Consider the following 11,739-nt stretch of genomic DNA (forward strand, 5'->3'; position numbering starts at 1 on the left):
CACACCAAAGAGAAAGAACCATGGTTAAAAAAACGGATCAACGCTTTTCAAAGGCCGATACTGCCATAAGAGAAGCCTTCCTAGCGCTGCTTCAGGCCAATAACTTCGATAAGATTTCGGTCAAAATGATCATCGATCAAGCGGGTATCAACCGCTCGACTTTTTACGCCCACTACTTAGACAAGTTCGATTTAATGGAAAAAGTCCAAGAGTCCCTCTTAAACGAGCTGATTAAGGACCTGCCTGAAATCAACTGGACGTCACAAACTCCCTTAGAATCCCAATTCAAGCAGCGTTCCATCAACATCGTCAACAATATCACCCAGCATCGCGAACTGGTGAGTCTCATGTTATCAAAAAACGCCGGACACTCTTTTGAAAGCCACCTGCAAAACCGGAGTCGCCAAGTCTTTGAAGACGTCATCACGGATGAGCAACTGATTATCCCAAGGGAGTATGCCTCGGTGCTCTTAACCGCATCGGTCACCTCCGCTCTGACGACTTGGGTCAAAAACGGCTTCGAAGAGAGTCCAGAGGACTTTGCTGACATCATCAGTCGCGTCATGCCAAGCATCGTTCTCCAGCTTATCAAACCGGCGTAAAAGTCGCAGTATATTCAACTTATCCAACTCTTAACCAACAAATGTTGGTTTTTTTATTTTGCTTCCTTTTCTATAATTAAAACAGCTCATAAAAGAGAGGAAAACAAAATGAAAGTATCATCACCTAAGTTCATCTTGACCTTAGCTGTTGGCTTGGCGGTTATTCTTGGCATCATGATGACCGCCTTTTCACTGCCAGCCGTTAACTCAGGTGTGAACAACGTACCCGTTGGTGTTGTCACGACTGACAAGACCGTTTACAACAAGTTTGCCACGCCTTTGGAAAAAAAGGGCTTTGACGTTAAGCAGTACAAGTCTGTTTCGTCAATGAAGGACGCCGTTAACGACCGCAAGGTTTATGGTGCCTTTGAAATCTCAAACACTGGCGACATGACTTTATACAAGGCAACCGCTGCTTCAACAGCTGTGTCACAAGCTTTGGAAACAATGGGTAACGCCGTTGTTGCTCAGCAAAAGACGGCTGCCAAGGCACAAATTGCCCAAATGCAAGCACAGGCAACCGATGCCACGATGTTGAAGGCTCTGGACGCAAAGGTCCAAGCCATCGATGCCAAGACCTTGACGGTTAAGGAATTGAAGGCCTTCCCTAAGGCCGATCCTAAGGGAACGGGACTTGCTGCCGGTGCCTTGCCAATCGCCCTTGGTGGATGGATCGGTGCCGTTGCCATCGCCAACACGGTGAAGGGTAAGAAGCAAAAGTTCTGGGCTGCCATCGCCTTCGCCTTTGTTGGTGGACTTGGCCTCGTTGGGGTTATCCAGTTCGTTGTGGGAACCTTCAACGGTAACTACTTCTTGACGTCACTCGGTGCCATGCTCGGAATCGCCGCAACCGGCTTCTTCGTTCTTGGCTTGCTCGAAGTCATGGGAAACGCCGGTCTTGGAATCGCAGCCGTTCTCTTGATTCTTCTTGGAAACCCACTTTCTGGTCTGTCTTCAGCACCGGAAATGTTGCCAAAGGGCTGGGGCTTCTTCGGACAACTCCTCCCACCTGGTGCAACTGGTTCGCTCTTGCGTAACCTGACCTTCTTTGATGGCCACGCCATTGGTTTGTCTGCTGGTGTTTTGGCAGCCTACGTCATCGTTGGTTTGGTTCTTTTCTTCCTTGGTCACAAGTCAGAAATCCAAAACGCTGAAAAAGCCTAAATTGATAACAAAAGCATCCGCTTGCGGGTGCTTTTTTATTACATTGGGATAACAATTTGATTAAATTAGAATAAATCCTCTTACATTCAATTAGAAAGTTTGGTAATTTATGAACATAAACTTTTAAAAATATGTGCAAACCTGAATCACACTAAAAGCTGTGGGGAGAGAAAAAATGAAACTCAAAGTTAATATTCTTGCAGGGATTTATTCTATTTTTGCTGCTGTCATGTTCTGCATTTCTTGGTTTGTGGTTATTGCAGAAGCTGTCAATTCAAATGGTCAAAGCTCAAATTCAATCACTTTCTTTTATGCCGTTGCCTGGATTGGTGTTGTATTAAATGCCTACGCCCTATATGCTTCTAAGAAAGCTGGTATCTCACTAGTTGGAGCCGTTCTTGGTTTGGTCGGTACCCTTCTATTTGGATTCACAGCAGGTTTGGCATTTCCTGCCATCGTTGTCTTAATCATTGCCGCTGTTTTCCAATTTTTGCAACGACCTGCAAAGAAACAGGTACAAAACTAATGCAAAGTAAAACAAAAAAGCCATTTTACAAACGCGTTTGGTTTATTCTACTTGTCGTTCTTGTTGCGTTTGTTGGGATTGCCAACATGGGGGACAGCTCTGAAAAAGCAGATTCTAAAACAAGCAGTTCGCAGAAAACGAGCTCTTCAACTCAGAAAAACAGTTCTGTTCCAAAGGAGTACACAAGCGCACTAAAGTCTGCTCAGAACTATAACAAGATTATGCATATGTCAAAAGCTGGTTTATACGAACAGCTCACGGCTGATGCAGGCGATAAATTTTCGCCAGAAGCAGCACAATACGCTGTTGACAATTTAAAAGCTGATTATAATGAAAATGCTTTAAAGTCCGCCGAAACTTACCAAAAAACAATGAACATGTCTCCAGAAAGCATCCGGGAACAACTAACTGCCGATGCCGGTGACAAATTCACTCAGGATCAAGCTAATTATGCCATCGATCATTTGAGCAAATAAACCCAAAAGCCAAGCAGAACCTCCTTTCGTGTTTTGCTTGGCTTTTTTTCGATTCCTCTGTATACTAGTATAGTAACATTCCCGTAACATTATCCCTTGTTAAAGAAGAAAGTTGGTCACCCATGGTAGAAAAAACAATGAATAAACACGTCTTCGTCTGGGTTGGTGCCTTCCTCTTTGGTCTCTTCGGTGTCGACCGCTTCATGCGTGGCCAAATCGGTATCGGGATCTTGAAACTGGTGATTGAAGCCGGGACCTTTGGCTTTGGGCTCTGATTGACTTTTTAATTGCCGTCAAGAAGGCCTACAGTGATTTTTCTGGAACAAATCAAATTACCTTTATCAATGGACATTACGCAAAATGATTAATGCAAACTACGGTGGCGAACACCCCTCAGTAAAAGAAAACGTGATCAACAAGCAGCTCTTCGTTTGGGTCGGGGCCTTCCTGCTTGGCGGCCTAGCCGTCGACCGCTTCATGCGTGGCCAGGTCGGCGTTGGCATTGCCAAACTGCTGCTCAATTGGTTGACCCTTGGCATCTGGCACTTAGTCGACTTTATCATCGCGGTCATCAAGGCCTACGGTGTCTATCAAGACACGCAAAACCTCACCTTTATCAACGGCTACTACAGTCGTTAATGGAAAAAGAAAAGCCTTCATCTTAAGATGAGGGCTTTTTGGTTTAGCGTATGTTATCCAATTCTGGGTAAGTGTGCAAGAGTGAGTCAACCATCCCCTGCCAAACAGCGGCATCAATCTGCTGGGTATCCGCCTTCTCCTGCATCATATAGAGGTTTTGCAGTAGGTAGCGCTTGTCATGGAAGCCTTCGTATAGTTCCTGGCCGTTTTCTAGTCGGATCGTTCCCTTTTGGTCTTTTTGATAAACAATCGGTTGCTCCCAGTCGTAATCAATATCATTAATCAGCTTCTGGTGGGACTTCTCCGACGTCTTATACCCCCGGTGCTGCATTTCTTCCTTCACCAGCTGAGTATATGCCTTCAAGTGTTCCAGTGAAAAGTCGTTCAACCGATTCACGGTCGCGTGGTTCACGGCGCCGTGCTTGGCAATGGCACCGGTAATGGCCAGGCACTCCCGCCACTGGCCGAGCAGGTGCTGCCGAGACAGGCTTTGAATGAGTCGATAATGCCACAAACGCATGAATTTCACTCCTTTTTGTTTTCGTTGCCTTTTATTATACGGACTTTTCTTCTTGATAACAGCAAAAAAGTCAGTGCTTAAAGCACTGACTTTTTAATCGAATCCTTTAAATTAATCAAACCAGTATGTGGAAACGTAGGTTCCAGAAGCATCATCACAAGTCTGAATACCAATGGCGTGTTGATCAGCAAGGTCTTGCACCGTTTCCAGCGAATCCAGGCGCTTCATGCCGTGGTGGATCTCTGACACGTGGTAGGTCCGGCCGTTGACAACCGCTTCGCTACCGTAGCTCAATTGACGAACGGCACTACCCGCCTTCGAGGCCGCTTCGGCCAAGTAGTAGTTTGGAATGGCTGACCACTGGAAGATGTATGGCGTCCACCGTGGCGTGTTGCCACCACTTGTGTTTGAAAAAGTTGTGACGTCAAAGTGTTGGCCAGCGAAGTTGAAGCCGTCCGTGCGGTTAGCAGTGGTGCTTGCACTTGCTGTTGCCGTTGCAGTGCTTACTTGATCCGTCGTCGTTGTTTGACTAGCATTCTGGTCATCTTGACTCTGACTTTGGCCTTGCGCATTGTTCTGCGCATCGCTTGGCTGGCTGGCTTCAATCGCTTGGTTGGCTTGTTCAGCCGTTTGTTCAACTTTGGCCGCTGACGTCGTCTTTTTTGTCTTTAAGACTTTTGAACGGTTGGGCTTTTCCTGTGCCCCTTGAATTTGCTGGTGGCCAAATCCGGATCCAGCAGCAATGATAACGGTCGTTAGCGCTGTCACCAAAAGTGCGCGGCGCTTCATTAAATTCCTCATGATTTTCTCCCTAGCTGAGTTAACTTAACCAGATTAACAGGATGAAGATTGCGAAAGAATATCAAGAGATTGCCGAATGATTAGCCTTATTTAACAAGAAGATTTCTTACAATAATGCGTCATTTACGAAAGTCGACCGAAGCCGTTCTAAAGGCTTTTTAAAAATGTGAAAAAAGTAAAATGTCAGAACTGTTGCTGATTTATCATATCCGGGTCAAATTCGGGTATTGCGAATGGGATAAAGCGCTTTAGAATAGGACTGCCGCGACTTTGATTCTTTCTAAAAAATAGACAGCGGTACCTGGAACAGTTAAAAATTATCCAATTTTTAATACGAACAGATGTTCGTATTATGTGGTAAAATAGGTCTATCAACCGTGATGCATGATTTTTTTCTAAGGAAGTTTCAGCAGTTATACACGTTTTGGACAAACACTGGGCCCGCTTTCTTTCATTAGGAGGTACTGCTATGCCAAACCATGCCAACTTTTTGGGTTGGGAAGAACAATTACATGAGCTGCAAAAGACTTACAACTTGCAGATTGAATCAAAGGAAAGTGCCCTTGCGACTTTAAAGAAGTATGCCTTTCACAGTCTCGTTCAGGGTTATTTGCCTTCGTTAAAGGACCCAAAACAACCAACACGCTTCATGCCGGGGATTAGCATCGAAACACTGGGTGTGATTCAGATGCTTGAAAACCGCCTTTCTTCCGAATTACTACAAGCCATTATCTCGATTGAAAAGAACATGAAAGCCCTTTTCCAACAAGCCATTAGCAAGGAACTTGGTACAAAGGAAAGTGACTACCTCAGGCCCGACCCCTATCTTTCCTGGAAAACCCAGCGGCAACAAACACTGGCCCTATTCTTAGAAAAAACCAAGAAGAGTCAACAGGTGTCAAGCGATCTACACCGACACCGACAGACCGGTAATGTACCACCCTGGGTCTTGGTTAACGAAATTAGCTTTGGTCAGTTTATGCACTGGTACATGATGAGTCCCCTGCCCGTTAAACGGTTAGTTGTTGCGGACTTTACCATGCCTTTTACTGAAGAAAGACAGCGGCTGGACTGCTTTAAAGAGGCCCTTGGTTTTCTGGTATCATTTCGTAACGGCCTGGCCCATGGGACGCTAATCGGCCAAATTAGAAGCAAGGCCAGTCTGCATTATGAGCAGATTCAGCCCTTTTACGAAGAAAGCGTCATCAACCTTGAAGAATTCACTGAAGGACATGGGAAACGGGACTTTTTCGGCCTTCTCCTTGTCATTGGTATCTTTCTTAAGCAAAGCGAACGGCAGATTTTTAAGGACCAGTTACTAAACCTACTGGCTATCCTCGACACCCTCATTCCACTCAACCAAATGGCCATGCGGCAAATATTGGGCAATGCTCCGCTGAACTTGCTGGAAAGGGTGGAAAAGATTCTTTGATGAAAAAAGTCCCGTGTAATTGAAATTACACAGGACTTTTGAATTGCTTTAAAGCACGATGCCGACTAACGGAAATTAAAATGCTTATATAATAGCATTTTTAAGTATATGTGTCTGAAAAATGTCTAATTTAATTCCGCCAAATTTTTATCTCAATCACAGAAGTAGGGAATTTTATTTTGGAAGTCGCTACGGTAACGACGTTTTAATTGTACACGTTCACGTTCAAATTGTAATCACGTTGTAAAACATCAACAGCTTTTAGCACTTCATCTTGTTGGCTAGCTGTATATGATTTAATTTCTCAAGATATTGTGGATTTTCCTACTTTGTTCCATTCAAAAAAACATTGATGTCATGTTTAAACTCTGGCATTACGACACGGATCGCATAAATAGTGTTTGGTTGCTTCTTCCAAAGTGGTTCTACTGCTTTAAAAATCTCTCGAGCTATTTGTTTACTATCCTTCTTTGCCAATCTCTTTACTTCTTTCTTCGATTAAATTAATTAATTCCTTTAAATCATCAGCGGTTGCTAACTTGCGAATGAACGATCGTGACGTTGAACGGTATGAAAGATAGCGATTATGTTTCTTATTTTTATCACGCCATTTTTTATTCTTTTCATTTTGTGTTAGTGCCATGATGTCCCCCTATTTAATTAACCACCAAACAACTATCCCAATGGCAATTAATACAATTGTGGAAGCCACCATTTCTTTAGGCGTTGCTTTTTTAATTTCAATAGTGGTATGTGCGCCAGCCTTACTTGTATATTCTTTTTTCATATCTATGGTAAGATGAGTGTACACGAAAGAGACCGAGTGGTCTCGGCTGTTTTACCAGCTTTTCGTGAATGTTAGAGTTACGATTACAAGTCTGATTTTGATGGTTAGCTTGTTTCGTGGCTCTTTTTTATTTTCGCTCATCTCTTTCCTCCTTTCTATACTTATTATAATACTCCATATATTACTGTTTGTCAACGTTTTTACTTACTATTTTTGCACAAAAAAAGACCTGCAATTAAGCAGGTCACAAATTCTAACGAATCCATTTCATTGATTTTATTTCTGTTAATCTACGTTCTGTAAATATATTAGGAGTTTTTCGAACATGAAGAGTAGCAGGAACATAATATCCCTTATTATTTGGAGAAAATCCTATTAACACCATTCTTTTCTTTCGTTCGTCTAGATAATCATAAATAAGAAATTCAACATTTCCAAGACGAGGAGGACGAATATCTTTAGTTATAACCATTAACTGTGACGAATTTTTTTGGAAGACTTCATTTAAAAAACTATGATACTTCATTCTATCCTTAATTTTTTCTCCAAAAGATAAATCTTTTTTAATATCATCTAGCGTTAAATCACCAGATTTTATTAATTCGATAATATGACTAGCCGACCTGCGTTTTGATAAATACTGAAGTCCTAGAAGATGCGGAATATCTAAAATATCAAAGTTAATCACTATATTTTGAAGCGGTTTAAAATTAGTTGTAATTTCTACTGTGTGTCCGTGATAATCACGATCATAGTTATCGACAATTTCTTTTAATGTATTCAATTCTAAGTAATCAAAGGATCTATACACTTATTAGTCTCCAAAAAAAAATGCCCGGGAATTTAATACCCGAGCACCAATATGTACGCTGGCGTACCGTCAGGCGTCACGGTAGGGACATACGATGATGTACAAGGCCCAATCATCAGGCTTCCATTTTCGCCAGCCTAAAAATGGTGGGTTCAAACAAGACGGAATACGGAATTAAGTCCTGTTCGTGCCTCAATTATATATTCCTCATAAGAAGTTGTAAAGATATTTTTTAGATCATTAAGCTTGATATTTTATATACGCCCCGAAGGGCATGGGTTAATTACGATAATCAAAAAAGACCCACCAAAGGGTGAGCCTGTAATTAGCAGCTCGCATTAACGAGCACGCCTTAATTCTAACATATATGTACGCCCCGAAGGGCTTTTTTTATTCGTGATTCCAGAACTTGTCAGCATCGAACCAGATGATACCGTTGCCGTCCAAGAAATCAATTCCGACTGCGTTGGCGTTATCAGAGTATTTATCAATAATACCACGTTGATATTCCTTCTTAAACGCTACACGTCCACCATCATTGAATGACCGTCCTTGTGGGTCGTCCAAATCTTCCAACAACTTAGTCGGGATACCATTATCAGGCCATGAAAATGGGTCGGCTGTCAATTCCTCTGACCGTACCTGGTAGATTCCATATTGCAACTGGCAGGTATTGTTGATAAATGAACCCTGCAATACGAATCGATTTCCTCCTGCTTGGAACCTTTGAATAGCTGTTTGTCCATTTGACTGTGGTGTCGAAGTGGCCGCTTGAGTCGGCACATATCCACCACCATTGTTAATGGCATTAGCTCGATCAGCAATTTCTTGCAGCTTATCCTTCAACTGACCTGGGCATGCAGTAGACGTAAATTGCGAGTGTGGGAATAGGTTCTTATATGGCACAACTTGGCCGAAACCATACCGCTTAGCAATGTCAGCCACCAACTTAGCACTGGCTTCAATTGTTGCCTGTGCAATGTCATAGTTAGGCGCCAGATTAACATTAGCATGCTCAATGCCAATACTCGTTAGATTAGTACCCCAATCGCCCGCATGCCATGCTGTGTTATCTTCATCAACATAGGCACGAATCTGTCCATCTTGTCCAATTCCATAGTGAGCCGAGGCTTGTCGATTGTTCCAAATGCCAGGTACTGAATCATAGTCAATCGTGGCCATGTGGTGAACCACAATTTTATTAACGGAATTTCCTTGCCGCCCCTGTGTGAAATTAGGGAATGACTGGAATCCATAAGGTGTTGCTAATCCTGATACTGTCATGTGTATTCCTCCTTATTTAGTTGTAGTGGCATTCAACTGTGCCACTGCTTGTTCAATTACTGCTGATAGCTGTTCCTGTGAAAACTTACCTGCTAACTTATTTGCCACGAGTCGTTGCGAAACAAAATCAATCGCTTGCTGCTTCTTCTGTGTGCCAGCTAGATCGCTCTTCTCAATCAAAGCAACGGCTTGGTCTGCCCAAGTGAGCAATAGTTGAACGTTTCCGTTCTTCGTCTTCGTTCGCAACCAGCGAATCAAGGCGTGCTCTGCCGGTGCAGCAATGGCCAAGAGAGTCACTGACAACACCAATGTATCAGTTAAATTCATTTTTATTCCTCCAATAAAAAAGACGACTAATTAGCCGTCATCAATTCATCAATTTTGTTAGTCAAACTACGGACTTCGATTCGCAACTCTCGATTTTCGTTCGTTAAGTTTTCGTTGTCTGTCCGTAACTTTTTGATTTCCGTGTTAAGATCGCTAACCTGTAACGAAAGGTCTTTCACTAAGTCACTTTGAGCTTTAAACATCAGGCTCAACGTGTCATCATGTTTTTGTGTTGTGTCCTCACGTTTCCCTCGCCAAGCAAAAAAGGCGGTGGCAATTGTCCCAATCACAGCAAAAAAAGCACCTAGATTTTCAAACATGCTCACCTCCCTTCAACTTATAACGTGGTTCGTCCCATGCACTAAGAAACACGTTTAGTGTGATAATTCCAAAGATAAATGGAACAATCGTGACATTGTTTGTCACATAATCGTTAATAGCATAGCTAAACGTCAGGGCTGTCCACATACCACCAGATAAAGCAATCAATACTAACCGAATGCGATACCAATAGAAGTCCCAAAGAGAGTTAACTAGTAGCACTACTCCAACTGTGATGTACAGCATTCCAAAAGGTGCATCATCTAGTAACCCTAGTGCGGGTGGCAACCGAATATCAAGTTGCTGGTAGTGCAACATAACCACAAGACCAACAACAATTTCCTCAACCGCAATGGTTACCCACTGACGATTTTTCCAAAAATGTCGCTTCATTTAACCTCCTTAAAACGAATACAAAGTACCAGTGATTTGCTGGTATTGGTCCGCTGTGATAACCTCTCCGATTACCCAATTCTTAAGACTATCGTTGCTTTCTAGTCCCATCTCATACCAATTTTTTAAAACGTCAAACATCACTTAGCCTCCCTTTCAAGAGCCGATACTCGTTGTGACAATGCAATATTTTGTTTCAAAAGCTGATTAGCAATCGTGTTTAATTGCTGTTGCTGTGGGTCTAACTGTTGCTTTGCATTTGCCTTTTGTTCTGCCAAATAATCACCAATCGACTGACCTGTCCATGAGTTAGTGGATGGATTCCACTTAGGAAGTCCATAGAATCCAGTTGGTTCAATATCTGTTGTATTCTCCGGCTGTTCTTCAGCAAGAATAGCTCCCGGAATAAACTCGAACGTCTGTGGATCGTATTTGAAGTACCATTTCTTTTCCATCGTCATTCCTCCTTATTCTGGCCACGAATCATTAGTTGGATAATTAATTGCATGCTGTACATCGCCACCAAAATTGTTAGAACCACGGCGATACATTGTGCCGTCTGGATTAAATCCAACCTTAGCGTAACCGTTATTATCACTCAAATCAGTGATGAATGGCGTAACAGGCCTAAATCCAAACGGAATAGGATTGACACCATCAGCATTCCAATCGTTCCCTGGCAGTGTTCCTTCGAAATACAAGACTACTTCGTTTAAAATACGAGTAGCCGTTACTTGCATATTCCCCATCATGAACCTTGACCTAACAACCTTTTGAGCCCCTAAACTAACATTACCGTTAACAGTCAATTCATTAACCGTCACATCACGCTTAGGGTCTGATAATTCGTTGAAGTTGCCATTAATTGCATCTGGGGCGTTATCCATGCCCTTAAAAATCTTCTCCATGATTTCTCCTTTATTCTAATTTGAACTTCAAAGACTTAATGCCTTCTACTAGATACCAGCTACTGCCGTGTTGTTCGATTGTTCCGTCCATCTTGTAATCAAGAGGAAGAACAACCTTGACAGTATTAACGTCTGAATAGACAACATTGCTGGCAACCGATACTGGATTAGTTCCACCAAATAGGCCTTGCGGTTCTGTTCCGAAACCATTAGGCGCTGTTCCGATTGCCCATTCATAGCTGAATACAGACACTGTTGGCATTCGATTTAAATTGTGCTTAATTGTCACTTCAAACCCTTGCGGAACGTACTTGGCCAGCAAAGTTTCAATGTTTTCAAATCGCTTATCCAAGACATCAAACTGGCCGTATGTCTGGCTGTTGCGAGCATCAATTACCTCACTATCTTTGGTGGCGCCACTTAACACCCCAGTAAATCGACCCTCCAAGTCAGTCTGCCTTTTTTCAACCTGTGACTGACGACTGGAGTTGTTATCGATTAATTCTTTGTTGCTGTTCCATTTGGTACTTAACCACTCAACAAAAAGAGCCAATGCCTCTCGGACATCGACTCCCCACTGCTTTTCACGCAGCCATTTCGCTAGTGTCTGACTATTCTTATCAACTACACCATTCTTAATGTCATTTGTGAACTCGTTTTCACTTGGAATATGAGTTGAGTCACGGTACTGATCACCATTACCAGCTTGTGGAGTAATATCCACAAAGCCATTATCATTTGCCATTTA

General features: G+C 42.7%; 20 protein-coding genes. 7 read left to right on the forward strand and 13 right to left on the reverse strand.

Annotated features, from left to right (window positions below; translation table 11 throughout):
* The first annotated feature begins 20 nt into the window (after positions 1–20).
* From G6R28_RS03945 to G6R28_RS03970, 6 genes are all read left to right on the forward strand, one after another.
* Positions 21–602: a TetR/AcrR family transcriptional regulator gene (locus G6R28_RS03945; protein ID WP_213792945.1), complete on the forward strand. Its 582-nt coding sequence runs from the start codon at positions 21–23 to the stop codon at positions 600–602.
* A gap of 108 nt (positions 603–710) precedes the next feature.
* On the forward strand, positions 711–1,766 hold the full coding sequence (locus tag G6R28_RS03950) for an ABC transporter permease (protein ID WP_213792946.1): 1,056 nt from the start codon (positions 711–713) through the stop codon (positions 1,764–1,766).
* Positions 1,767–1,941: 175 nt separating this feature from the next.
* A complete protein-coding gene (locus G6R28_RS03955) occupies positions 1,942–2,292 on the forward strand; it encodes a transporter (RefSeq protein ID WP_213792947.1) in 351 nt (116 codons plus the stop codon).
* Positions 2,292–2,768, forward strand: a complete 477-nt coding sequence (locus tag G6R28_RS03960; protein ID WP_213792948.1) for an Ltp family lipoprotein — start codon at positions 2,292–2,294, stop codon at positions 2,766–2,768. Before G6R28_RS03955 ends, G6R28_RS03960 begins: the two co-directional genes overlap by 1 nt.
* A 122-nt stretch (positions 2,769–2,890) precedes the next feature.
* Positions 2,891–3,043: an NINE protein gene (locus G6R28_RS06580; RefSeq protein WP_238479339.1), complete on the forward strand. Its 153-nt coding sequence runs from the start codon at positions 2,891–2,893 to the stop codon at positions 3,041–3,043.
* 85 nt (positions 3,044–3,128) lie between these two features.
* Positions 3,129–3,407 carry a TM2 domain-containing protein gene (locus G6R28_RS03970; RefSeq protein WP_213792949.1) on the forward strand — a complete coding sequence of 93 codons (279 nt, stop codon included), beginning with the start codon at positions 3,129–3,131 and terminating at the stop codon, positions 3,405–3,407.
* Positions 3,408–3,450: 43 nt separating this feature from the next.
* Here the strand turns inward: G6R28_RS03970 and G6R28_RS03975 are convergent, their stop codons facing one another.
* Both G6R28_RS03975 and G6R28_RS03980 read right to left on the reverse strand, forming a co-directional pair.
* Positions 3,451–3,927, reverse strand: a complete 477-nt coding sequence (locus tag G6R28_RS03975; protein WP_213792950.1) for a pyrimidine dimer DNA glycosylase/endonuclease V — start codon at positions 3,925–3,927, stop codon at positions 3,451–3,453.
* Between the two features lie 111 nt (positions 3,928–4,038).
* Positions 4,039–4,728 (reverse strand): hypothetical protein, encoded by a 690-nt coding sequence (locus G6R28_RS03980; RefSeq protein WP_213792951.1) that lies wholly within the window; start codon positions 4,726–4,728, stop codon positions 4,039–4,041.
* 469 nt (positions 4,729–5,197) lie between these two features.
* Between G6R28_RS03980 and G6R28_RS03985 the strand changes: the two genes are divergently transcribed.
* Complete coding sequence (locus G6R28_RS03985; protein WP_213792952.1) at positions 5,198–6,160, forward strand: Abi family protein; 963 nt, start codon at positions 5,198–5,200, stop codon at positions 6,158–6,160.
* 460 nt (positions 6,161–6,620) lie between these two features.
* Here G6R28_RS03985 and G6R28_RS03990 read toward each other — a convergent pair whose 3' ends face one another.
* The 11 genes from G6R28_RS03990 to G6R28_RS04035 all read right to left on the reverse strand — a co-directional run bounded on the left by G6R28_RS03990 (position 6,621) and on the right by G6R28_RS04035 (position 11,736).
* Complete coding sequence (locus G6R28_RS03990) at positions 6,621–6,803, reverse strand: hypothetical protein (RefSeq protein WP_213792953.1); 183 nt, start codon at positions 6,801–6,803, stop codon at positions 6,621–6,623.
* Positions 6,804–6,812: 9 nt separating this feature from the next.
* A complete protein-coding gene (locus tag G6R28_RS06630) occupies positions 6,813–6,947 on the reverse strand; it encodes a hypothetical protein (RefSeq protein ID WP_274381079.1) in 135 nt (44 codons plus the stop codon).
* Between the two features lie 253 nt (positions 6,948–7,200).
* Positions 7,201–7,731 (reverse strand): PBECR4 domain-containing protein, encoded by a 531-nt coding sequence (locus G6R28_RS03995; RefSeq protein WP_213792954.1) that lies wholly within the window; start codon positions 7,729–7,731, stop codon positions 7,201–7,203.
* A gap of 417 nt (positions 7,732–8,148) precedes the next feature.
* Positions 8,149–9,042, reverse strand: a complete 894-nt coding sequence (locus tag G6R28_RS04000) for a peptidoglycan recognition protein family protein (protein WP_213792955.1) — start codon at positions 9,040–9,042, stop codon at positions 8,149–8,151.
* A 12-nt stretch (positions 9,043–9,054) separates the two neighbouring features.
* Positions 9,055–9,369, reverse strand: a complete 315-nt coding sequence (locus G6R28_RS04005) for a phage holin, LLH family (protein WP_213792956.1) — start codon at positions 9,367–9,369, stop codon at positions 9,055–9,057.
* A gap of 26 nt (positions 9,370–9,395) precedes the next feature.
* Positions 9,396–9,689: a hypothetical protein gene (locus G6R28_RS04010; protein WP_213792957.1), complete on the reverse strand. Its 294-nt coding sequence runs from the start codon at positions 9,687–9,689 to the stop codon at positions 9,396–9,398.
* Positions 9,682–10,083 carry a hypothetical protein gene (locus tag G6R28_RS04015; RefSeq protein ID WP_213792958.1) on the reverse strand — a complete coding sequence of 134 codons (402 nt, stop codon included), beginning with the start codon at positions 10,081–10,083 and terminating at the stop codon, positions 9,682–9,684. Before G6R28_RS04015 ends, G6R28_RS04010 begins: the two co-directional genes overlap by 8 nt.
* Positions 10,084–10,092: 9 nt before the next feature.
* On the reverse strand, positions 10,093–10,224 hold the full coding sequence (locus G6R28_RS04020) for an XkdX family protein (protein WP_213792959.1): 132 nt from the start codon (positions 10,222–10,224) through the stop codon (positions 10,093–10,095).
* On the reverse strand, positions 10,224–10,538 hold the full coding sequence (locus G6R28_RS04025; RefSeq protein WP_213792960.1) for a hypothetical protein: 315 nt from the start codon (positions 10,536–10,538) through the stop codon (positions 10,224–10,226). The genes G6R28_RS04020 and G6R28_RS04025 overlap by 1 nt, the downstream gene beginning before the upstream one ends.
* A 12-nt stretch (positions 10,539–10,550) precedes the next feature.
* Positions 10,551–10,991, reverse strand: a complete 441-nt coding sequence (locus G6R28_RS04030) for a hypothetical protein (RefSeq protein WP_213792961.1) — start codon at positions 10,989–10,991, stop codon at positions 10,551–10,553.
* Positions 10,992–11,001: 10 nt separating this feature from the next.
* On the reverse strand, positions 11,002–11,736 hold the full coding sequence (locus G6R28_RS04035; RefSeq protein ID WP_213792962.1) for a hypothetical protein: 735 nt from the start codon (positions 11,734–11,736) through the stop codon (positions 11,002–11,004).
* Positions 11,737–11,739 lie beyond the last annotated feature (3 nt).

Origin of the sequence: Fructobacillus papyrifericola (assembly GCF_018437235.1) — a bacterium.
Lineage (GTDB): Bacteria > Bacillota > Bacilli > Lactobacillales > Lactobacillaceae > Fructobacillus > Fructobacillus papyrifericola.

What these genes read in the sequence shown, in the direction of transcription:
- G6R28_RS03950 (WP_213792946.1), top strand. Translation starts at nt 711, where the DNA reads ATGAAAGTATCATCACCTAAGTTCATCTTGACCTTAGCTGTTGGCTTG.
- G6R28_RS06630 (WP_274381079.1), bottom strand. Translation starts at nt 6,947, where the DNA reads ATGAAAAAAGAATATACAAGTAAGGCTGGCGCACATACCACTATTGAA.
- G6R28_RS04005 (WP_213792956.1), bottom strand. Translation starts at nt 9,369, where the DNA reads ATGAATTTAACTGATACATTGGTGTTGTCAGTGACTCTCTTGGCCATT.
- G6R28_RS03945 (WP_213792945.1), top strand. Translation starts at nt 21, where the DNA reads ATGGTTAAAAAAACGGATCAACGCTTTTCAAAGGCCGATACTGCCATA.
- G6R28_RS03970 (WP_213792949.1), top strand. Translation starts at nt 3,129, where the DNA reads ATGATTAATGCAAACTACGGTGGCGAACACCCCTCAGTAAAAGAAAAC.
- G6R28_RS03980 (WP_213792951.1), bottom strand. Translation starts at nt 4,728, where the DNA reads ATGAGGAATTTAATGAAGCGCCGCGCACTTTTGGTGACAGCGCTAACG.
- G6R28_RS03990 (WP_213792953.1), bottom strand. Translation starts at nt 6,803, where the DNA reads ATGGCACTAACACAAAATGAAAAGAATAAAAAATGGCGTGATAAAAAT.
- G6R28_RS04015 (WP_213792958.1), bottom strand. Translation starts at nt 10,083, where the DNA reads ATGAAGCGACATTTTTGGAAAAATCGTCAGTGGGTAACCATTGCGGTT.
- G6R28_RS04035 (WP_213792962.1), bottom strand. Translation starts at nt 11,736, where the DNA reads ATGGCAAATGATAATGGCTTTGTGGATATTACTCCACAAGCTGGTAAT.
- G6R28_RS04020 (WP_213792959.1), bottom strand. Translation starts at nt 10,224, where the DNA reads ATGTTTGACGTTTTAAAAAATTGGTATGAGATGGGACTAGAAAGCAAC.
- G6R28_RS04010 (WP_213792957.1), bottom strand. Translation starts at nt 9,689, where the DNA reads ATGTTTGAAAATCTAGGTGCTTTTTTTGCTGTGATTGGGACAATTGCC.
- G6R28_RS04030 (WP_213792961.1), bottom strand. Translation starts at nt 10,991, where the DNA reads ATGGAGAAGATTTTTAAGGGCATGGATAACGCCCCAGATGCAATTAAT.
- G6R28_RS04000 (WP_213792955.1), bottom strand. Translation starts at nt 9,042, where the DNA reads ATGACAGTATCAGGATTAGCAACACCTTATGGATTCCAGTCATTCCCT.
- G6R28_RS03955 (WP_213792947.1), top strand. Translation starts at nt 1,942, where the DNA reads ATGAAACTCAAAGTTAATATTCTTGCAGGGATTTATTCTATTTTTGCT.
- G6R28_RS03975 (WP_213792950.1), bottom strand. Translation starts at nt 3,927, where the DNA reads ATGCGTTTGTGGCATTATCGACTCATTCAAAGCCTGTCTCGGCAGCAC.
- G6R28_RS03960 (WP_213792948.1), top strand. Translation starts at nt 2,292, where the DNA reads ATGCAAAGTAAAACAAAAAAGCCATTTTACAAACGCGTTTGGTTTATT.
- G6R28_RS06580 (WP_238479339.1), top strand. Translation starts at nt 2,891, where the DNA reads ATGGTAGAAAAAACAATGAATAAACACGTCTTCGTCTGGGTTGGTGCC.
- G6R28_RS03985 (WP_213792952.1), top strand. Translation starts at nt 5,198, where the DNA reads ATGCCAAACCATGCCAACTTTTTGGGTTGGGAAGAACAATTACATGAG.
- G6R28_RS04025 (WP_213792960.1), bottom strand. Translation starts at nt 10,538, where the DNA reads ATGGAAAAGAAATGGTACTTCAAATACGATCCACAGACGTTCGAGTTT.